At 71.3% G+C, this 20518-nt stretch carries 16 protein-coding genes; 14 read left to right on the forward strand and 2 right to left on the reverse strand.

Annotated features, from left to right (window positions below; translation table 11 throughout):
- Positions 1–11 precede the first annotated feature (11 nt).
- On the reverse strand, positions 12–1049 hold the full coding sequence (locus ACIPKM_RS05585) for a LacI family DNA-binding transcriptional regulator (RefSeq protein WP_070416787.1): 1038 nt from the start codon (positions 1047–1049) through the stop codon (positions 12–14).
- Between the two features lie 187 nt (positions 1050–1236).
- Here ACIPKM_RS05585 and ACIPKM_RS05590 point away from each other — a divergent pair, with 187 nt between their 5' ends.
- From ACIPKM_RS05590 to mfd, 13 genes are all read left to right on the forward strand, one after another.
- Positions 1237–2595, forward strand: a complete 1359-nt coding sequence (locus ACIPKM_RS05590) for an ABC transporter substrate-binding protein (RefSeq protein WP_402736339.1) — start codon at positions 1237–1239, stop codon at positions 2593–2595.
- A complete protein-coding gene (locus ACIPKM_RS05595; RefSeq protein ID WP_402736340.1) occupies positions 2595–3626 on the forward strand; it encodes a carbohydrate ABC transporter permease in 1032 nt (343 codons plus the stop codon). The genes ACIPKM_RS05590 and ACIPKM_RS05595 overlap by 1 nt, the downstream gene beginning before the upstream one ends.
- On the forward strand, positions 3623–4576 hold the full coding sequence (locus ACIPKM_RS05600) for a carbohydrate ABC transporter permease (protein ID WP_071303147.1): 954 nt from the start codon (positions 3623–3625) through the stop codon (positions 4574–4576). The genes ACIPKM_RS05595 and ACIPKM_RS05600 overlap by 4 nt, the downstream gene beginning before the upstream one ends.
- A gap of 93 nt (positions 4577–4669) precedes the next feature.
- On the forward strand, positions 4670–5506 hold the full coding sequence (locus ACIPKM_RS05605; protein ID WP_092384318.1) for a sugar phosphate isomerase/epimerase: 837 nt from the start codon (positions 4670–4672) through the stop codon (positions 5504–5506).
- Positions 5503–6699, forward strand: a complete 1197-nt coding sequence (locus ACIPKM_RS05610) for a Gfo/Idh/MocA family protein (RefSeq protein ID WP_071303149.1) — start codon at positions 5503–5505, stop codon at positions 6697–6699. Before ACIPKM_RS05605 ends, ACIPKM_RS05610 begins: the two co-directional genes overlap by 4 nt.
- On the forward strand, positions 6696–7583 hold the full coding sequence (locus ACIPKM_RS05615) for a sugar phosphate isomerase/epimerase family protein (RefSeq protein WP_402736341.1): 888 nt from the start codon (positions 6696–6698) through the stop codon (positions 7581–7583). Before ACIPKM_RS05610 ends, ACIPKM_RS05615 begins: the two co-directional genes overlap by 4 nt.
- Complete coding sequence (locus ACIPKM_RS05620) at positions 7580–8866, forward strand: mannitol dehydrogenase family protein (protein WP_402736342.1); 1287 nt, start codon at positions 7580–7582, stop codon at positions 8864–8866. The genes ACIPKM_RS05615 and ACIPKM_RS05620 overlap by 4 nt, the downstream gene beginning before the upstream one ends.
- On the forward strand, positions 8863–10215 hold the full coding sequence (gene manD, locus ACIPKM_RS05625) for a D-mannonate dehydratase ManD (protein WP_229086823.1): 1353 nt from the start codon (positions 8863–8865) through the stop codon (positions 10213–10215). Before ACIPKM_RS05620 ends, manD begins: the two co-directional genes overlap by 4 nt.
- A gap of 17 nt (positions 10216–10232) precedes the next feature.
- The gene (locus ACIPKM_RS05630; protein WP_402736343.1) at positions 10233–11210 is read left to right on the forward strand and encodes a hypothetical protein; all 978 of its coding nucleotides are present in this window, start codon (positions 10233–10235) and stop codon (positions 11208–11210) included.
- Between the two features lie 321 nt (positions 11211–11531).
- Complete coding sequence (locus ACIPKM_RS05635) at positions 11532–12908, forward strand: RbtT/DalT/CsbX family MFS transporter (protein WP_402736344.1); 1377 nt, start codon at positions 11532–11534, stop codon at positions 12906–12908.
- Between the two features lie 278 nt (positions 12909–13186).
- Entirely contained in the window at positions 13187–13819 is a 633-nt protein-coding gene (locus ACIPKM_RS05640; RefSeq protein ID WP_070416780.1) for a 50S ribosomal protein L25/general stress protein Ctc, read from the forward strand.
- 30 nt (positions 13820–13849) lie between these two features.
- Positions 13850–14434 carry an aminoacyl-tRNA hydrolase gene (pth, locus tag ACIPKM_RS05645; protein ID WP_070416779.1) on the forward strand — a complete coding sequence of 195 codons (585 nt, stop codon included), beginning with the start codon at positions 13850–13852 and terminating at the stop codon, positions 14432–14434.
- Between the two features lie 79 nt (positions 14435–14513).
- On the forward strand, positions 14514–18125 hold the full coding sequence (mfd, locus tag ACIPKM_RS05650) for a transcription-repair coupling factor (protein WP_402736345.1): 3612 nt from the start codon (positions 14514–14516) through the stop codon (positions 18123–18125).
- Between the two features lie 286 nt (positions 18126–18411).
- Here the strand turns inward: mfd and nhaA are convergent, their stop codons facing one another.
- Entirely contained in the window at positions 18412–19590 is a 1179-nt protein-coding gene (gene nhaA / locus ACIPKM_RS05655; RefSeq protein ID WP_071302393.1) for a Na+/H+ antiporter NhaA, read from the reverse strand.
- Positions 19591–19711: 121 nt separating this feature from the next.
- On the opposite strand from nhaA, the gene ACIPKM_RS05660 reads away from it, so the two are divergent.
- Positions 19712–20494, forward strand: a complete 783-nt coding sequence (locus ACIPKM_RS05660) for a MazG family protein (RefSeq protein ID WP_071294718.1) — start codon at positions 19712–19714, stop codon at positions 20492–20494.
- Positions 20495–20518: the final 24 nt, after the last annotated feature.

Raw genomic sequence — 20518 nt, forward strand, 5'->3', positions numbered from 1 at the left:
CGTCGACTCCTTCATGACGCGTGGGGGACGGGTGCGGGACCGGTGGACTCGCGGACGGTGAGGTGGGTCGGCAGCGCGACCGCGCCGCTCATGTGCTCGCCGGGCAGTTCGTCGGCGGGGATCGCGCCGAGCCGTCCGAGGAGCATCCGGATCGCGACCCGGCCGGCGCGCTCGATCGGCGACGTCATCGTGGTGAGCGGTGGGTTGCAGAAGTCCGCGCCGAAGATGTCGTCGCAGCCGACGATGCTCATGTCCTCGGGGACGCGGACGCCCCGCTCCCGGAGTCTGGCGAGCATGCCGATCGCGATGAGGTCGTTGAACGCGATGCAGGCGGTGGCACCGGCGTGCACGGCGGCGTCGGCGGCCGCTGCTCCGGAATCGACGAACGGCGCGTGCGGCCCGACGCGGCCGACCCGCACGCCGAGGCGCTTGGCGACGCGGACGAGGGCCTTCCACCGGCGTTCGTTCGACCACGAGCTGTCCGGGCCGGCGACGTAGAGGATGTCCCGGTGGCCGAGGGACACCAGGTGCTGCACGGCCTGCTCGACCCCGCCGGGGGTGTCGATGAGCACGGAGGGGACCCCGGCGGGCCGGCGGTTCACCACGACGAGCGGGGTGCGTTCGGCGAACCGGGCGATCTGCGCGTCGGACAGTCGCGACGCGGTGAGCACGGCCCCGTCGGCCTTCCCGGCGATCGCGCTGAGGGCGGCCATCTCGGCGTCGGCGGACTCCTCGGTGTCGACGAGGAGCTGCGTCCACCCGGCACCGGCGAGCTGGTGCTGCGTCCCGCGGATGACGTCGAAGTAGAAGGGGTTCGTGATGTCGGACACGAGCACAGCGACCGCGCGGGTCCGGCCGGACGTGAGCGCCCGGGCCTGCGAGTTCGGGACGTAGCCGAGTTCCCGGGCGGCCTGCTGGATGCGCTGTTGCGTCGCCTGGTTCACGCGGTCGGGCAGGGAGAGCGCCCGGGACACCGTGGACGGCGCCACACCGGTGGCGTCGGCGATGTCGCGGATGGTCACCCGCCGGGCGGTGTCGGTGTCGGTCACGGTTCCTCCGTCGTCCGGCCTGCGCGTCGGTGCGCCGGTGCGGTCTGCCGGTGCCTCGGTGCGCCGGTGCAGCGAACGTAAACCGGTCTGGCAACAAGTGGCAACCGATTGCCGCATGTTGCCAACCGCGGGACAGTGGATCGACCGGGCAGTGCCGCCCGGAGGAGGTCTCGAGGAGGAAACCCCCGTGAACACGCGAAGACTTCATGCCCGCACCGTGATCGGTGCCGCGGCCGTGGTCGCCCTCGCCGCGCTGTCCCTCCAGGGATGCGCCGTGGTGAACGGCAGCGGCGACGACCCGAACACCCTCCGCGTCATGATGGGCGCGGACACCACCTACCCCAAGGAACGCAAGCAGTGGCAGCAGGACGTCGCCGCTGAGTTCAAGCGCACCACCGGTGCGAACGTCCAGTGGGAGACGTACTCGTCCGCCCAGGAGGAGCTCACCGCCATCCAGACCAGCGTCATCTCGGGGCAGGGTCCGGACGTGTACGCGATCGGCAGCACGTTCACGCCGACCGCGTACGCCACCGGCGCCTTCGTCGAGATGGGCTCGAAGGAGTGGAAGGCCGTCGGGGGCAAGGACCAGTTCGACCCCGCGTCGTTCGGGATCTCCGGACCGAGCACCTCGAAGCAGATCGGCATCCCGTTCGCCAGCCGACCGTTCGTGATGGCGGTGAACAAGGACCTGCTCGCCGACGCGGGCATCACGGAGATGCCCACGACCTGGGACCAGCTGACCGAGGACGCCAAGGCCACCACCACGGGTGGCCGGCACGGCCTGGCGATCGCCTACGCCGACGGCTTCGACCCGTGGAAGTTCGTCTGGGGCATGGCGCAGAACGCCGGCAACACGATCGTCTCGAAGGACGGCAAGGCGGAGATCGACTCGAAGGCCGTCGAGAACGCCTACCGCACCTACTTCGACTGGGTCACCAAGGACGGCGTCGTCGACAAGGCCGCGATCGGGTGGAACAACGCCCAGGCCCTCGCGCAGTTCACCGAGGGCAAGGCGGCGTTCTTCCCGATGACGACCACCACCGCGATCAACTCGTTCAAGAACACCCCCGTGGACGGCAAGTACGAGTTCGCACTCCTGCCGACGGTGCCCCCGGGAGCGACGTCGCGTCCGTCCGGCGGCATCGAGGCGGCGAGCATCCTCTCCGGCGACAACTGGGTCGTGGCCGACTACGGCAAGAAGCAGGACCTGTCGTTCGACTTCATCAAGCAGCTCAGCACGCCGAAGGCGCAGCTCGAGTACTACAAGCTCTTCGGCAACCTGCCGACGAACTCCGACGCCGCGGCCGAACTCGCAGCGGCGAACCCCCAGCTCAAGCCGATCATCGACGCCGGCAAGCTCTCGAAGCCGACCGCCTTCACCGGTGCCTGGTCGGACATCCAACTCTCCCTCGTGGACGTCGTCGTGCAGTCCATCCCGTCGCTCAAGAGCGGTGAGGTCACCGACGACCAGCTCCGGAAGCGTCTGCAGGACGCCCAGGAGGACGCCCAGTCCACGCTCGACCGGCAGAAGAACGGAGGCCTGTGATGACGCAGGTCCAGACCCCCGCGCCGCGCGCGACCGAGTCGCGTGACCTCGAGGTCCGTCCGCACGGCACGACCCCGCTCTACAAGCGGGAGCGTCCCCTCTGGATGCTCCTGCCCGGCGGCGTCCTCATGCTCGCCGTCATCGTGGTGCCGCTCCTCGTGGGCTTCTACATCGCGATGCTCGACCTCGACCAGTACACGCTCCGCCAGTGGTTCAGCGCCCCGTTCGTCGGGTTCGCGAACTTCGCCGAGGCGTTCACGGACTCGCCCCTGCTCCACTCGATCTGGATCTCGGTGTCCATCTCGGTGCTCGTCACCGCGGTCACCGTCCCGATCGGCGTCGCCGCGGCGATCTCGACGCAGAACCGGTTCCCCGGTCGCGGACTCGTCCGGTCGATCTACCTCATCCCGTACGTGCTCCCCGCCTTCGTCGTCGGCACGTTCTTCCGGACCATGCTCCAGCCGCAGGGCGTCGTGAACTCGATCCTGCACACCGACGTGCTCTGGTTGAACGGCTCCGCGTCGTACTGGGCGCTCGCCGGCGTGATGATCTGGACGAGCTGGCCCTTCGTCTACCTGCTCTCCCTCGCCGGACTGCAGGCGGTCGACAACGAGGTGCACGAGGCCGCCGCACTCGACGGGGTGACCTGGTGGGCGAAGCTCCGCTACATCATCTTCCCGTACCTGCGCGGACCCCTGAGCCTCGCGGTGATCATCGCGATCCTGCACAACATCAACAACTTCACCCTCCCGTTCGTGCTGTTCGGCATCCCGCTGCCGTCGAGCGTCGAGGTCATGCCCGTCCTCACGTACATCGCGAGCTTCCAGTCGTTCCGCTTCGGCCTGTCCGCGGCGATGGCGATCTGCTCCCTCGTGATCGTCGCGATCCCGCTGTTCGTCTACCTGCGGGCCGTGAAGCTCGACACCGGTGACGACGCGGGCCCCAACCGCAAGCAGCGTCGCGCCGACCGGCGCACCCTCGCGGCAGCGACCCCGGCCGCTGCCGCCGACATCGACGGAGCCCGAGCATGAGCGCCTTCACCACCTCCACGCGGACCCGCCCCACGGCGACGCTGACCGAGAGCATCACCGCCGGCGACCGCGGCCGTCGGCACAAGCGCCCGTACGACACCGACGTCACCCGGCTCCTGCCGCGCTGGCTGCTCATCCTCGTGATCGCGGTGATCATCGCGTTCATCGCCGTCCCTGTGCTCTACATCCTGTTCGGGTCGGTCAACTCCGACGTCGCGGTGGCCCGGGGCGAGTACTTCCCCTCGGAGTTCACGCTCGCGAACTACGTGGACATCTGGTCGACGGTCGCACTCGGCGAGGGGCTCGTGAACTCGATGCTCACCGCCGGTGCCGTCGCCGTCGCGAGTGCGGCGCTCGCCGTCTCCACCGCGTACGTGCTCGTCCGGTTCCGCTTCCTCGGACGCCTGACGTTCCTCCGCGGTCTGCTCGCGCTGCAGTCGATCCCCGGCACGCTCCTGCTCCTGCCCGTGTTCGTGGTGTTCTCGAACATCGCGAGCGCCACCGGCGTGCAGATCATCGGCACCCGCTGGGGCCTGTTCGTCACCTACCTGACGTTCGCCCTGCCGTTCTCGACGTGGGTGATGGTCACGTACCTGCGCGGCCTGCCGAAGGAACTCGAGGAGGCCGCTCGCATCGACGGCGCGTCCAGCACCAAGATCCTCACGAAGATCGTCCTGCCGCTCTCGTGGCCCGGCATCGTCGTGTCGGCGATCTTCGCCTTCCTGCTCGGCTGGAACGACGTCCTGTTCTCGACGATCATGACGACCCCCAACACCCGCACGGTGGCGGTCGTCCTGCAGGTCCTCGGCACCACGCAGGAGGGCGGCGCCGTCCCGATCTACGGCCAGATGATGGCCGCCTCGATCGTCTGTGCGGTCCCGGTCGTGGCGCTCTACCTGATCTTCCAGCGCTACCTGGTCGGCGGTCTCACCGCCGGCTCCGTCAAGTAGCGCTGTGCAGTCTGCCGACTTGTCCACAGACTGCCTGGAGGCGCGGTGCCAGCCCGCCCCGCGCCTCCAGGCTGGTCGCATGAAGGGAATGCAATGACCCAGCCCAGTTGGGAACTCTCCGGTTTCGGCGACGAGATCGACGCCGATCCGGCGATCCAGGTCGCGGTGCTGCAGGCGCTCGGCGCCAGCGCCATCGAGGTCCGCAGCGCGTGGGGGGTGAACGTCGTCGACCTCGACGAGGACCAGCTCGCCGGCCTGCACCGCCTGTTCGAGGAACGCGGGCAGACCGTGTCCGCCATCGCCTCGCCGATCGGCAAGGTGTCGGTCGACGAGCCCGTCGAGCACGAGGTCGGACGACTCGGCCGCGCGATCGCCGCCGCGCACGCCCTCGGCACCACGAACATCCGGATCTTCTCGTTCTACTTCGAGGGCCGGCAGCCCGAGGACGTCCGCGACGACGTCCTCGTGCGGATGCGGGCCCTGGCCGACCTCGCCGAGCGCGAGGGCGTCACCCTGCTGCACGAGAACGAGAAGGACATCTACGGCGACGTCCCCTCGCGCGTGCTCGACATCGTCGAGAGCGTCGGCTCGCCCGCGCTCCGCCTCGCCTGGGACAACGCGAACTACGTGCAGTGCGGCGTCAAGCCGTTCACCGACGGATGGGCGCAGCTCGCGCCGTACGTCGACTACCTGCAGGTCAAGGACGCCCTCGCCGCCGACTCGTCGGTCGTCCCCGCGGGTGAGGGCGACGGCGAACTGCTGCAGACACTCACCGCGCTGCGCGACGCCGGGTACTCCGGCTACGCCTCGCTCGAGCCGCACCTCAGCGACTTCACCCACCTCGGCGGGTTCTCCGGCCCCGCGGCGTTCGGCCGCGCCGGTCGTGCCCTCCGGAAGCTCACCGACCAGATCGGAGTCACCCTGCGATGACCGAACCCACCCCGCTCAAGCTCGCTGTCGTCGGCGCCGGCGTCATCGGACGCCACCACGCCAAGGTCGCCGTCCACCACCCGGACCTGCAGGTCGTCGCCCTCGTCGACGCGATCCCCGCAGCGGCCACGAGCGCCGCCGACGAGATCGAGGCGATGGGCGTCACCCGCCCCATCACGACGTCCACCATCGAGGAAGCGATCGCGCAGACCGACATCGACGTCGTCGCGATCTGCTCGCCGTCCGGCATGCACGTCCAGCTGGCCGAGGCCGCCCTCGCCGCCGGCAAGCACGTCGTCATCGAGAAGCCCCTCGACACCACGATGCCCCGCGCACGGCAGATCGCCGCGCTCGCCGCCTCCGCACGAGCGCGCGGACTGGTGACGAGCGTCATCAGCCAGCACCGCTTCGACCCGGCCTCCGCCGCCGTCGCAGCAGCCGCCCACGACGGCGGGTTCGGCACCGTGACCTCCGGCCTCGCGAGCGTCGCCTGGTACCGCTCGCAGGGCTACTACGACTCCGGCGACTGGCGCGGCACCTGGGCGCTCGACGGCGGCGGCGCGGTGATGAACCAGGGCGTGCACACCGTCGACCTGCTCGTCTGGGCGCTCGGACGTCCGGTCGAGATCTCGGCGCAGACCGGCCTGCTCGCGCACGACCGGATCGAGGTCGAGGACACCGCGGTCGCCACCGTCCGGTTCGCCGGGGGAGCGCTCGGCGTCATCCACTGCACGACCGCCGCGTACCCGGGCCTCTCCGCCCGGTACGCCGTGTACGGCACGCACGGGTCCGCGATCGTCGACGACGACCGCCTGGCGTACTTCCACATCGCCCCCGACGCGGCGACGCTCGAGTCCGCGTCCACCACCGCGAACGCCACGGCGGTCGCCGGTGCGGTCGACCAGAAGGACGAGGTCGTCCCGCCGGAGCACGTCGTCGGCGGTCCGGCCGAACCCGACCACTTCGCCGCCGGTCACGCCCGGCAGTACACCGACATCGTCGAGGCGATCCGCGACGGCCGCGAACCCGGCGTCACGGTCGACGCGGCCCTCGTGTCACTCGCGACCGTCCGCGGCCTCTACGTCAGCGCGACGCTCGGCAAGCCCGTCCGGATCGACGACGTGATCGAGGGCGCGTACGACGACGTCGTCCCCGTCGTCGGCGCACACGCAGCAGAAGGAGCCACCCGATGAAGTTCTCCGTGTTCACCGCCTCCACCCCCGACTGGACCCCGTCACAGGCCGCGCAGACGCTCGCCGAGCAGGGCTGGGACGGCATCGAGTGGCGCATCGTCGACGACCGTCCGGCCTCCGGCGAGGCCGTGCCCGCCGGGCGCTCGTTCTGGGCCGGCAACAACTCCACGTGGCAGTTCACCGGCATCGAGGACCAGGTCGGCGAGATCGCCCGCACCACCGACGCCGCCGGGCTGGACTACTCCGGCATCGGCGGGTACCAGCAGGCGTCGAACCGTGACGGCGTCGACACCATGCTCCGCGTCACGAGCGAGCTCGGCGCCCGGCAGGTCCGCGTCTCGATGCCGATGTACCGGCAGGAGAAGGAGCGCACCGGCGAGACCTACACCCAGATCTTCGACCGCACCCGGGCGGACCTCGAGTGGGCCGTCTCCCGTGCGACGGAGCTGGGCGTGAAGGCGCTCGTCGAGCTGCACCACATGACGATCACGCCCTCGGCGTCGGCGGCGCTCCGGCTCGTCGACGGCCTCGACCCGGAGCACGTCGGCGTCATCCACGACCTCGGCAACCTCGTGATCGAGGGACACGAGGACCACCTCGCCGCGTTCGAGCTCCTCGGCCCGTACCTCGCCCACGCGCACGTGAAGAACGCCCGCTGGGTCGACACCGGCGACACCCGGGCCGACGGCAGCACGATCTGGCAGAACGAGTGGGCACCGCTGCGCACCGGCCAGGCGTCCGTCTCCGAGTACCTCGACGCGCTCCGCCAGGTCGGCTACGACGGCTGGGTCACGATCGAGGACTTCTCCACCGACCTCCCGCTCGAGGCCCGCACCGCCGACAACCTGGCGTACCTGCGGTCCCTCGTACCGGTGTCGGCATGACCGATCGCCGACCCGGCATCGTGCACCTCGGGGTGGGTGCGTTCGCGCGCGCCCACCTCGCCTGGTACACGGCGCACGCCGACGGCGAGCCGTGGGGCATCACCGCCTTCACCGGACGCTCGCCGGACACGGCCGATGCGCTGGACGCCCAGGGATGCCGGTACACGCTCGTCACCCGGGCCGCCTCGGGCGACGACGCCGAGGTGGTCGACACGATCGTGGCCGCCCACCCGGGCAGCGACTCCTCGACCTGGCGGCACGTGGTCGCGTCCCCGGCGACCACCGTCGTCACGCTGACGGTCACCGAGCAGGGCTACCGGTCCGGTTCCGACGTCCCGGCCCGCCTGGTCGAGGGGCTCGAGGCCCGCCGCGCCGCGGGGTCGGGGCGCATCGCGCTCGTCAGCCTCGACAACCTGACCCACAACGGTGACGTGCTCCGTGACGCGGTGACGTCCGCCGTGTCCGACCCGGCGCTGCTGGAATGGGTCGACGCGAACGTCTCGTTCCCCTCGTCGATGGTCGACCGGATCACCCCGGCCACGACCGACGACGACGTGGCGGCGCTGGCGGAGCTCCCCGGTGCGCTCGACGGCGACCGGGTGCCCGTGGTCACCGAACCCTTCGCGGAGTGGGTGCTCGAGGACGGCTTCGCGGGGATCGACCGTCCGGCGTGGGAGACCGCCGGCGTCCGCATCGTCGACGACGTCACCCCGTACGAGCAGCGGAAGCTCTGGCTCCTGAACGGGTCCCACTCATTGCTGGCGTACCTCGGCCTGCAGCTCGGCCACGACACGGTCGCGTCCGCGATGGGCGACCCCGTCTGCCGTGCGGCCGTCGACCAGCTCTGGGACGAAGCGGCGCTCGAACTCCCGCTGCCCGCGGCCGAGGTCGCCGCGGCACGCGACGCCCTCGTCGACCGGTTCGCGAACCCCCGGATCCGGCACACCCTCCGGCAGATCGCCGCCGGCGGCTCCGAGAAGCTCCCCGTCCGCGTGGTCGACGTGCTCCGGCACCGGCTGGACCGCGACCCGTCCGCGGGCATCGGTCCCGGTGCCGCGACCGCCATCGCGGCGTGGTGGCTGCACCTGACCGAGCAGCCCGACCTGGTGAGCGACGACGGAGCCCCCGGGGCAGACTCGGACGTGCACGACGTGCTGCGCGTCATCGCCCCCGACCTCGACACCACCCCCGTCGTCGCGGCGATCACCGCCGCGGCCGACCGCATCCGTGCCGCGCGGGACACCGCGGAGCGCACGAGAACCGACGAAGGAGTCCACGCATGACCGACACCACGACGAACCCCGCGGCCCCGGTGCCGGGTGCGACCGACGCCGGAGCGGCGACCGATCCCACCGCCGGACGTCCGGACACGTGGGCGTCGGCCGACCGTGGGCAACTGATCGACCGCGCCGAGGTCATCGTCACGAGCCCGAACCGCAACTTCGTGACGCTGAAGCTCACCACCGCCGACGGCGTCACCGGGCTGGGCGACGCCACCCTGAACGGTCGTGAGCTCGCCGTCGCCACCTACCTGTCCGAGCACGTCGTGCCGCTGCTGGTCGGCCGCGACGCGAGCCGGATCGAGGACGCCTGGCAGTTCCTCTACCGCTCGTCGTACTGGCGGCGGGGTCCGGTCACCATGGCCGCGATCGCCGCGGTGGACATGGCGCTCTGGGACATCAAGGGCAAGGTCGCGGGGATGCCCGTGTACCAGCTGCTCGGCGGCGCCTCCCGGACCGGGCTGATGGCGTACGGCCACGCCTCGGGCAAGGAGTTGCCGGAGTTGTTCGACTCCATCCGTGAGCACCAGTCCGAGGGCTACCGCTCGATCCGCGTGCAGACGGGCGTCCCCGGCCTCGAGTCGATCTACGGCATCGCGTCGAACAAGACGACGACGGGGAACGAGGGCGTCCGCTACGACTTCGAGCCCGCGCAGCGCGGTGCGTTCCCCGCGATGGAGGACTGGGACACCCGGGCGTACCTGCGCCACGTGCCCACCGTGTTCGAGGCCGTCCGGAACGAGTTCGGCCCCGAACTGCCCCTGCTGCACGACGGCCACCACCGGATGACCCCGCTGCAGGCAGCGAAGCTCGGCAAGTCGCTCGAGCCGTACGACCTGTTCTGGCTCGAGGACTGCACCCCGGCCGAGAACCAAGAGGCCCTGAAGCTCGTCCGGCAGCACACCACGACGCCGCTCGCGATCGGCGAGGTCTTCAACACGATCTGGGACTTCAAGGACATCATCCGCGACCAGCTCATCGACTACGTCCGCGGCGCCGTGACCCACATGGGCGGCATCTCTCCGCTGAAGAAGACGATGGACTACGCCGCGATGTACCAGATCAAGTCCGGGTTCCACGGGCCGACCGACATCTCGCCGGTGGGCCTCGCGGCGCAGATGCACCTCGGGTTGGCGATCCACAACTTCGGCATCCAGGAGTACATGCAGCACGGCCCGAAGACGAACCAGGTGTTCCGGCAGACCTTCACCTTCACCGACGGGTACCTGCACCCCGGCGACGAGCCGGGCCTCGGGGTCTCGCTCGACGTCGACGAAGCCGGCAAGTACCCCTACGAGCAGGCGTACCTGCCCTTCAACCGACTCGCCGACGGCACCGTCCACGACTGGTAGCGGGCAAGCTGGGCCGCATGGGGTTCGCGGACGTGGCGAGGGAACTGCTCCTCGTCGCGCCCGCGGACTTCGTCGCTGAGCGGACCGCGCGTCAGCGGGCTGTCCGGAAGGACGACCGTGCGCTCGCGACGGCGATCGGCGGCCTCCGGAAGCCGGCGCCGGCCGCGTGGGTCATCGACCTGCTGGCGCACGAGGGTGCCCTGGACGAAGCGGTCGACCTCGGACCGGCCATCCGGCAGGCACAGGCGGACGCCGACCCGGCCGTCATCCGGAAGCTCCGGCGTCAGCGAGCGGGCGTGGTCGACGCGCTCACGCAGGCCGGTGCCGACCTCGCGTCCGATGCCGGGCACCCGGTGACGCCGGCCGTGCTCGACCAGGTGCGGGCGACGATCGAGGCCGCGATGGCGGACCCGCACGCCGGTGCCGCGGTGCGCTCCGGGCTCCTCGTCCGCGCGCTCGAGAGCGCCGGGTTCGACGACGTGGACCTCGACGAGGCGCTCGCCGATCCCGATGCGGTGCCCGATGCGTGGTCGGGGAGCGGCGCGGCGCCGATCCCCATCACGGAGGGGAGACGCGCGGCGGGGACGACCCGCGCCTCCCGGAAGCCCGACCGCGAGCCCGACCGCAAGCCGGACAGCGAGCCGGACCGTACGCCGGACCGCGAGCCCGAACGCAAGCCGGACCGTAAGCCGGACCGCGAGCCGGGCCGCGAGCCGGACCGCGAGCCCGACCCGGCCGCCGAACGCCGCGCAGCGCGCGAGGCCGAGACGGCCGCACGGACGGAGTCCCGCGACGCCGACGCCGCACTCGACGCGGCCGAGGACGCCCTCGCGACCGCCGAGGCCCGCCGGACCGACCTCGAACGCCAGCTCGCCGAGGCCACCGCCGAGGTCACGCGACTCGAACACGCCCGCGACGATGCCGAGACCACGAGCGACCGAGCCCGCGAGCTCCTCGCGGCCGCCCAGCACCACCGACGCGAGGTCGGCCGCTGACCGGAGCCCCTCCGACGTGGACTGACCAGTACCCCTCGAGCGGCCCCGGAGCCCACATCGTTACCCAACAGTTGTCGTTCTTGACGGACTGCGTTGGAGCGGTCTAATCTCGGGCACCATGCTTCGGGCCGGCGATGGTCCGCCGGGTCCGCCCCGACGACAGCACCGGGCGGCCCGGGTACAGGACTCGCATCATCGCCGACGCAGCACCCCACCCGCAGCCACTGCGCGGGCGAGGTGCTGCGCGGCGCGCGGCGCACCCCGGAGACATGCCGCGATGCCGGGTCGAGCACTCCGGGGCCCCTTCAGGAGAGACGACACATGTCGGAACCCCGCACCGCCCGCACCACCACCCTCACGCCGCCGAACGGCGTCACCGCTCCCGAGTCCGGCACCGCCGCGCCACCGCCGGCCGCCGCCGCCCGCGAGGGACTCCTCGCCCGCCTCGGTATCCCGCACCCGCTGCGCTGGGGCTTCCTCGGCGTCCTGGTCTTCATGACCGGCGACGGCATCGAGTCGAACTTCATCTCCCCGCACATCGCGGCGGCGCTCGGCTCCGGCGGGGTCGACAGCGCCGCGATGGTGATCGGCCTCTACGGCGTCGCGGTCCTCGTCGCGTCGTACTTCGCCGGCGTGCTGTCGGAGCTCTGGGGCCCGCGCCGGGTGATGACCATCGGCGCCGTGCTCTGGGTCGTGTTCCAGGTCGCGTTCCTCGCGGCACTGCCCACCGGGTCGGTCGGCCTCATCGCGCTGACGTACTTCCTGCGGGGCCTCGGCTTCCCGCTGTTCGCGTTCTCGTTCCTCTGCTGGGTGAACCACACGGTCGCCCGCGAGCGGAACGCCACCGCCGTCGGCTGGTTCTACGTCGTGTTCACCGGCGGCCTGCCGACGCTCGGCTCGCTCATCGCGATCGGCACCATCCCCGCGTTCGGCGGCGGCCACACCGGGGAGACCTGGTCGATGGCGCTGTCGCTGCTCCTCGTCGCGGTCGGCTGGGCGATCGTCCGGTTCGGCGTGCACGAGCCCACCGGCCTCGGTCGGATCGCGCCGCGCTCGCACTCCGCCGCCCGGGTGATCGCGAGCGGCATCGAGGTCTGCGTCAAGCGCCCGAAGGTCCTGCTCGCGGTCCTCATCCGGCTCGTGAACACCGCCCCGGAGTTCGGCATGTTCGTGATCATGCCCGCGATCATCGGCACCGAGCTCGGTTGGGGCCAGTCGAAGTGGCTGACGATGACCGTGATCGTCTACGCCGGCAACATCCTGTTCAACGCGTTCTTCGGCGCCCTCGGCGACCGCATCGGGTGGATCCGCACCGTGAAGTGGTTCGGCATCGGCGCCTCGGCGATCGGCCTGCTCGCCTGGTGGTACGTCCCGCACCTCGTGCCGGCCGGCTCCGAGTGGGGCTTCTGGCTGGCGACCGCCGCCGGCACCGTGTTCGGCATCATGCTCGCCGGGTTCACGCCGATGGGCGCGATCGTCCCCGCCTTCGCCGGCGAGGAGCGCCGTGGCGCCGCGATGGCCATGTACGCCACCGCAGCGGGTGGTGCGACGTTCCTCGGCAACGCCGTCGTCAGCGCCGTGCTGCCCTGGGGCGGCCCCGGCGGCGTCGTCTGGACGTTCGTCGGCCTCTACGTGCTCGCGTTCGTGGTGCTGTCCTTCCTCAAGGTGCCGGAGGGCGCCGAAGCGGCGGGCCACTGACGCGACCACCTGCGGCCTGGAGGTGCGGTGCGGGCCCGCACCGCGCCTCCAGGCCGCCTGTACTGACGTCCAGGGCACGGTGCGACACGCCCGGATCGGTCCTGCTAGACTCGGTGACTGACTTCGGCGAGGGCCGCGCATGCGCGGCCGTGATCGACGCGGTGGGAGACCCGGCCCAGCTTGGGAACGTTCCTCACGCGTGCACGCGTTCGAGTTGCAACACCACAGACCCCCACGATGCCGGCACCCCGGTGTCGTCCCCGAGACCAGGAGACACCATGGCCGACTACACCAAGCTCGCAGCGGAAGTCCGCACCAAGTTCGGCAAGGGCGCTGCTCGCAAGCTCCGTGCCGCCGACAAGATCCCCGCGGTCGTCTACGGCCACGGCACCGAGCCGAAGCACATCACGCTGCCCGGCCACGAGACCATGCTGCTCGTCCGTACCGCCAACGCGGTCGTCGACCTCGACATCGAGGGTGCGGCCCAGCTCGCGCTCGTCAAGGACGTCCAGCGTGACCCGGTGCGCCAGATCATCGAGCACATCGACCTCGTGGTCCTGCGCCGCGGCGAGAAGGTCACGGTCGACGTGCCCGTCGTCGTCGAGGGCGAGTCCTTCTCCGGCACCATCCACGTGCAGGACCTCAACACGGTCTCGCTCCTGGTGCTCGCCACCTCCATCCCCGAGCACGTCGTCGTCGACGTCGAGGGCCTCGAGGACGGCACGCAGATCCACGCCTCGCAGCTCCAGCTCCCCGAGGGCGCCGAGCTCGAGACCGACGCCGAGGCACTCGTCGTCGCGATCGTCACGCCGCGTGGCACCGCCGACGACGACGCCGCCGACGAGGCCGCTGCCGAGGCGGGCGCCGAGGCCGGTGCCGAGGGCGGCTCCGCCCCGGTCGACGGCGAGTAACACCCCTTCGCGGACATCTGGCCGACGCTGATGACAGGCAAGACGCTCGTCGTGGTCGGGCTCGGGAACCCCGGGCCCGGCTACGCGGGCAACCGTCACAACGTCGGCCAGATGGTCCTCGACGAACTCGCCGCCCGCATGGGCGCGACGTTCAAGAAGCACAAGACCCCGAACCAGGTCGCCGAGGGGCGCCTGGTTCCCGGGGGACCCCGCCTGGTGCTCGCCAAGCCCGGGTCGTTCATGAACACCTCGGGTGGCCCGGTCTCGAGCGTGCTCGGGTTCTACAGCGCCACCCCGGCCGACCTCGTCGTCGTGCACGACGAGCTGGACCTGCCGTTCGACACCGTCCGCCTGAAGGGCAGTGGCGGGCACGGCGGGCACAACGGCCTGCGCGACATCATCAAGGCCACGGGGACCAACGAGTTCACCCGCGTGCGGATCGGCATCGGCCGACCCCCCGGGCGCCAGGACCCGGCCGACTACGTGCTGCGTGATTTCTCGCCGACCGAGAAGAAGACGCTGCCGAACCTGCTGGCGGACGGCGCGGACGCGGTCGAGGCGATCGCGGACCTCGGGCTCCTCGCCGCGCAGCAGCGCGTGCACGCCCCGTCCTGAGCGGCGCTTCCCGGTGCCGTGCGTTCGCCGGTCGCGCACACAGCGGCCGGTGTCAGTGGTGGCCGGTACCATCTCCTGAGTGACGATCTCGGGCATCATCCCTGCGCTCTCGCGCGCCTCCGCCTTCGATCGCGTCCTCCGTGCCGCACCCCGTGACGCCGACTTCTCGGTCGTCGACGGTCTGCGCGTGCCACTGCTCGGCGCCCTGCTGGCCGAACGCACCGGGCCGCAGTGCGTCTTCGTGATCACGGCCACCGGGCGCGAGGCCGAGGCCGTCCGCGCATCGGTCGGCAGCTACCTCCCCGATGCCGAGGTCCTCGAGTTCCCCGCGTGGGAGACCCTGCCGCACGAACGGCTCAGCCCGAGCGCGCAGACCGTCGGCACGCGCATCGCGACCCTCCGGAAGCTCGCCGCGTGGCAGGACGCCCCTGCGGCCGAGCGCCGCACGACCGTGGTGGTGGCGAGCGTCCGGGCGGCGCTGCAGCCGATCGCGGGCAACCTCACCTCCCTCGCGCCGATCGCCCTCCGCACCGAGTCCCGTGGCAACGACCTCGGCACCATCGCCGGGCAGCTTGTGGACATGGCGTACGCCCGGGTCGACCTCGTCACCCGCCGTGGCGAGTTCGCCGTGCGCGGCGGCATCCTCGACGTCTTCCCGCCGACGGCCGACCACCCGGTCCGCGTCGACTTCTTCGGCGATGAGATCGAGGCGATCAAGGCCTTCTCCGTCGCCGACCAGCGCACCACCGACGACGACCTCGGCTCGGTCGAGCTCACGGCCTCGCGCGAACTCCTGCTGAGCGACGACGTCCGGCAGCGGGCGCGCGAGATGCTGCACGAGTTCCCGAACCTCTCCCAGATGCTCGCGAAGATCGCCGAGGGGATCCCGGTCGAGGGCATGGAGTCCCTCGCGCCCGCGCTCGTGCAGGACCTCGTGCCGGTCACGAACTACCTGCCGGACGACGCGGTCATCGCGGTGTTCTCGCCCGAACGGGTCAGCGGCCGCGCGCACAGCCTCGCCGAGACGAACACCGAGTTCCTCCAGGCCGCGTGGAGCGCCGCGGTCGCCGGTGCGCAGGCGCCGATCGACCTCGACGCCGGCAACTTCCTCACCGTCCAGCAGCTCAAGAACAGCCGTGGGCAGCGCACCTGGTGGACGGTCTCCCCGTTCGACTCCGGGCTGGACGAGGGCGACGCCGAACGCGTGCTCACCGACGCCGAAGCCGTGGCCGAGGCGGGCGACTACATCCGCGTCCGGGCCGAGGCGATCCCGAGCTTCGCCGGCAGCGCGGACGGCGCCATCGCGCACGTGAAGCAACTCACCGACGACGGGTGGGCCGTCGTGGTGACCGCCCAGGGCCAGGGGCTGGTCGAACGGGCGGTGCAGGTGCTCGCCGACGCGGGGGTCGCCGCCCGTGCCGAAACCGTCACCGCGCCTCCCGAGCCCGGCGTCGCCGTCGTCACGACCGCCACCGTCGAGCACGGCTTCGCCACCCCGGATCCGCGCATCGCGGTCCTCAGCGAGGCCGAGTTCTACGGCCGCAGCGTCCAGCAGGGCGCGCGCACCGTCAAGAAGCTCGCGAGCCGGCGCAAGAACGTCGTCGACCCGCTGCAGCTCAAGCCCGGGGACGTCGTCGTGCACGCCACGCACGGCATCGGCAAGTTCGTCGAGCTCGTCTCGCGCGAGGTGAGCTCCGGCGGTCGCAACGCGGTGAAGACCCAGCGCGAGTACCTCGTGCTCGAGTACGCGCCGTCGAAGCGCGGGTACCCGGGCGACAAGCTCTTCGTGCCCACCGACCAGCTCGACCAGCTCTCGCGGTACGTCGGCGGCGAGTCCCCGACCCTGTCGAAGATGGGCGGCTCGGACTGGGCCTCGGCGAAGTCGAAGGCGCGCAAGGCCGTCCGCGACATCGCCGTCGACCTCGTGAAGCTCTACTCCGCGCGGATGGCGTCGAAGGGGCACGCCTTCGGCCCGGACACCCCGTGGCAACGCGAGCTGGAAGAGGCGTTCCCGTTCGCCGAGACGGCCGACCAGCTCACCACGATCGACGAGATCAAGCGCGACATGGAGCGGCCGATCCCGATGGACCGCCTGCTCTCCGGCGACGTCGGCTACGGCAAGACCGAGGTCGCGATCCGCGCCGCGTTCAAGGCCGTGCAGGACGGCAAGCAGGTCGCCGTGCTCGTCCCCACGACACTCCTCGTGCGCCAGCACATGGAGACCTTCCAGGAGCGCTTCGCCGGCTTCCCCGTGCACCTGCGCGCCCTCAGCCGGTTCCAGACCGAGAAGGAGTCGAAGGAGACCATCGCCGGCCTCGCCGACGGCACGGTCGACATCGTCATCGGCACCCACCGGATCCTGTCGCAGGGCATCCAGTTCAAGGACGTCGGCCTGGTCATCATCGACGAGGAACAGCGGTTCGGCGTCGAGCACAAGGACCAGCTCAAGAAGCTCAAGACGAACGTCGACGTCCTGGCGATGTCCGCGACGCCCATCCCGCGCTCGCTCGAGATGGCGGTCACCGGCATCCGCGAGATGTCCACCCTCGCCACCCCACCCGAGGACCGCCACCCGATCCTCACCTTCGTCGGGCCGCAGTCCGACCTGCAGGTCGCCGCCGCCATCCGCCGCGAGCTCCTGCGCGAGGGGCAGGTGTTCTACGTGCACAACCGCGTGAAGGACATCCAGTCCGTCGCCGCGCACCTCGCCGAGATCGTCCCGGACGCCCGCATCGCCGTCGCGCACGGACAGATGTCCGAGTCGACGCTCGAGCAGGTGATGGTCGACTTCTGGGAGCGCCGGTTCGACGTCCTCGTCTCGACCACCATCATCGAGACCGGCCTCGACATCGCGAACGCGAACACGCTCATCATCGACAAGGCGGACAAGTACGGGCTGTCGCAGCTGCACCAGCTGCGCGGTCGTGTCGGCCGAGGGCGTGAGCGCGGGTACGCGTACTTCCTCTACGACGCCGAGAAGCCCCTGTCCGAGACCGCCCAGGACCGCCTCGAGACCATCGCCGCGAACAACGAGCTCGGCGCGGGCATGCAGGTCGCCATGAAGGACCTCGAGCTCCGCGGGGCGGGCAACTTGCTCGGCGGGGAGCAGTCCGGCCACATCGCGGGCGTCGGGTTCGACCTCTACCTGCGCATGATCGGCGAGGCCGTCTCGCAGTTCCGCGGGGACGTCGCCGAGGGGCAGACCGAGCTCCGGCTCGAGATCCCCGTCGACGCGCACATCCCGGACGACTACGTCGAGTCCGAGCGGCTCCGGCTCGAGGCGTACCAGAAGCTCTCCGCCGCCTCCGCCCCCGCGGCGCAGGCCGAGGGGATCGACATGGTCCTCGACGAGCTCACCGACCGGTACGGCCAGCCGCCGCAGGCCGTGCTCACCCTGGTCGAGGTCTCGCGCCTCCGCCGGATGGCGCAGCAGGTCGGACTCTCCGACGTCGTCGTCATGGGGTCGAACCTGCGCGTCGCGGGCAAGGAGCTCGCCGACTCGGCGCAGGTGCGGCTCAAGCGGATGTTCCCCGGAGCCCGGTGGTTCCCGCAGCAGGACGCGGCGAGCATCCCACTGCCGAAGCCGCACGGTGAGACCCTGCCGGACGCTGCGCTCATCCAGTGGGTGGAGAGCATCCTGACGGCCGTGTACGGGGCGTCGAAGGCGCCGGCGGAGACGCCGGCGGCGTAGTCGGGTGGGCTGCCGTCGCGCGCGTGTGTGCCGACGGACGGGAGGCGCGGTGCCAGCTGGCGCCGCGCCTCCCGTTCGTCGGTGGTCGCGTCGTGGGCGCGCGCGTGCCGGTGTGCGCGGGACGCTTGCGTACGTGCGCATCATCCGACGTTCCGCCGGTCGATCGACGCGTGCAATGTCGGAACGTGCGCGCGCATCTCTTGCGCGAGCATCATCCGACGTTCCGCCAGTCGATCGACGCGTGCAATGTCGGAACAGGGACGCGCACGGACCCCGCGCGACCCCGCTACTCGGTCGCCTCGGCCTCGGAGAGCTCCCGCCGCGCCCGGTACCGACGCGCCCGCAGGCTGACCACGACGGCGGACGCCACGATCGCGATGCCCGAGCCGACGAGGACGGCGAGCACACCCTCGTCGAGGATCTCCTCGTTGCGGGCGAAGGCGAGCTCGTTCATGAGCAGCGAGACCGTGAACCCGATCCCGCCGAGCACGCCCACCGTGACGATCGACCAGAACGACAGCGTCGAGCGGCCGGGCGCCCGGAAGATCCGGGTCGCGACAGCCCCGAACAGCGTGATGCCGATCACCTTGCCGACCGGCAGCGCGAGCACCACCGCCCAGAAGGTCGGCGAGAGCTCCCCGATGCCGACGGCGGGCACCACCACCGCGGCCGACGCGAAGGCGAACACCGGCAGGACGATCGCGTTCGACCACGGCTCGACGTTGCCGTGCAGCGTGTGCCCGGGGCGGCGCGGCAGGACGAGCCCGAGCGCAACGCCCGCGATCGTCGCGTGCACGCCCGAGTGGTAGACGAGCCACCACGTGAGGACACCGAGCACGACCATGCCCGCGATGACCCAGGCCTGGCCGGGACGCCCGGGGCGTAAGGCCTTGCCGAGCAGCCAGAAGAGCGCGAGCACGACGACGGCGCCGGCCAGCGCGAGGAAGTCGGTGTCGTGCGCGAACACGACGGCGATGATGATGATCGCGATGAGGTCGTCGAGCACCGCCAGGGCCAGCAGGAACACCCGGAGCGTCGAGGGCAGCCCACGACCGAACATCGCCAGGACGCCGAGTGCGAAGGCGATGTCCGTCGCGGTCGGGATCGGCCACCCGTGGCCGTACGGCGTCCCCGCGGTCACGAGGAGGTAGATCCCGGCCGGGACGAGCACGCCGCCGACCGCCGCGATGGCGGGGATGACCGCCGTCTTCGGGTTCGACAGCTCACCGGCGACGAGCTCGTGCTTCAGCTCGATCGCCACGAGCAGGAAGAACACCGCGAGCAGCCCGTCACTGATCCAGTGCGACACCGAGAGGTCGAGTCCGACCGCGCCCCACGGGGCCTGCACGTGCAGGAGGTGCTCGAGGCCGGGGCCGAGCGGCGAGTTCGCCACGACGAGCCCGAGGACGGCCGCGGTGAGGAGTGCGATGGCGCTGAAGCGGGGGGAACGGACGATTGCCGGCATGGAGCTCCGTCGGAGAAGGGTCGGGTGGGAGATCGTCGACCAGACTTCCCGACACGCCACGTACAGCATACCGGCCGACCCTCCGCGGCGTCCACGGTGTGCTGCGTGGCACGATGACCGCATGACCGCCGTCTCGGACCTCGTCACCGTCGTCGACCGCCTGCTCGACCCCGCCGGAGGGTGCGTCTGGAACCGCGCCCAGACCCATGCCTCGCTGGCGCGCTACGCGGTCGAGGAGTCGTACGAGCTGGTCGACGCGATCGACTCCGGGGACGACGACGAACTCCGCGAGGAGCTCGGTGACGTGCTCTACCAGGTGGTCCTCCACGCGGGACTCGCGGAGTCGTTCGACCTCGAGGACGTGGCCGCCGGCGCCCGGGACAAGATGGTGCGCCGGCACCCGCACGTGTTCGGGGACGAGCGGGCGGACACCGTGGAGGACGTCGTGCGCGTCTGGCGGGCGGCCAAGGCTGCGGAGAAGTCCTCGCGGCGGAGCGTCTTCGACGGGGTCCCTCGGGCGATGCCGCCGATGGAGCGGGCCGTGAAGCTGCTCGAACGCCTGGAGGAACGGGGGGACTCCGACGCGGTCGTCGCCTCCGTCGTCGCGGCGGCGGGCGCGGGGGCGCGGTCGGGAGGCGCGGGTGGCGTCCCGGACGCCGGTGCTGCGGGTGCGGGGGCGCGATCGAGGGCCGGGGGTGCGGTTCCGGACGCGGGTGCGGTTCCGGACACGGGTCCTGGTCGGGAGGTGCGGGTGGAAGGCGCCGGTGGTGCCGTCGTGGATGCCGGGTGGGGGACCGCCGTGCTCGCGATGATCGCGGAGGCGCGTGGCACCGGGATCGACCCGATCGCCAGTCTGCGTGCCGCGGTCGCGGAGCTGGAGGCGGCCGGCCGCGTCGGAGAGTGAGGCGACCTGCCGCGCCCGAGCGGT

Origin of the sequence: Curtobacterium sp. NPDC086286 (assembly GCF_044746255.1) — a bacterium.
Lineage (GTDB): Bacteria > Actinomycetota > Actinomycetes > Actinomycetales > Microbacteriaceae > Curtobacterium.

What these genes read in the sequence shown, in the direction of transcription:
- nhaA (WP_071302393.1), bottom strand. Translation starts at nt 19,590, where the DNA reads ATGCCGGCAATCGTCCGTTCCCCCCGCTTCAGCGCCATCGCACTCCTC.
- ACIPKM_RS05595 (WP_402736340.1), top strand. Translation starts at nt 2,595, where the DNA reads ATGACGCAGGTCCAGACCCCCGCGCCGCGCGCGACCGAGTCGCGTGAC.
- ACIPKM_RS05600 (WP_071303147.1), top strand. Translation starts at nt 3,623, where the DNA reads ATGAGCGCCTTCACCACCTCCACGCGGACCCGCCCCACGGCGACGCTG.
- ACIPKM_RS05610 (WP_071303149.1), top strand. Translation starts at nt 5,503, where the DNA reads ATGACCGAACCCACCCCGCTCAAGCTCGCTGTCGTCGGCGCCGGCGTC.
- ACIPKM_RS05620 (WP_402736342.1), top strand. Translation starts at nt 7,580, where the DNA reads ATGACCGATCGCCGACCCGGCATCGTGCACCTCGGGGTGGGTGCGTTC.
- pth (WP_070416779.1), top strand. Translation starts at nt 13,850, where the DNA reads ATGACAGGCAAGACGCTCGTCGTGGTCGGGCTCGGGAACCCCGGGCCC.
- ACIPKM_RS05660 (WP_071294718.1), top strand. Translation starts at nt 19,712, where the DNA reads ATGACCGCCGTCTCGGACCTCGTCACCGTCGTCGACCGCCTGCTCGAC.
- ACIPKM_RS05630 (WP_402736343.1), top strand. Translation starts at nt 10,233, where the DNA reads ATGGGGTTCGCGGACGTGGCGAGGGAACTGCTCCTCGTCGCGCCCGCG.
- ACIPKM_RS05640 (WP_070416780.1), top strand. Translation starts at nt 13,187, where the DNA reads ATGGCCGACTACACCAAGCTCGCAGCGGAAGTCCGCACCAAGTTCGGC.
- ACIPKM_RS05615 (WP_402736341.1), top strand. Translation starts at nt 6,696, where the DNA reads ATGAAGTTCTCCGTGTTCACCGCCTCCACCCCCGACTGGACCCCGTCA.
- manD (WP_229086823.1), top strand. Translation starts at nt 8,863, where the DNA reads ATGACCGACACCACGACGAACCCCGCGGCCCCGGTGCCGGGTGCGACC.
- ACIPKM_RS05605 (WP_092384318.1), top strand. Translation starts at nt 4,670, where the DNA reads ATGACCCAGCCCAGTTGGGAACTCTCCGGTTTCGGCGACGAGATCGAC.
- ACIPKM_RS05635 (WP_402736344.1), top strand. Translation starts at nt 11,532, where the DNA reads ATGTCGGAACCCCGCACCGCCCGCACCACCACCCTCACGCCGCCGAAC.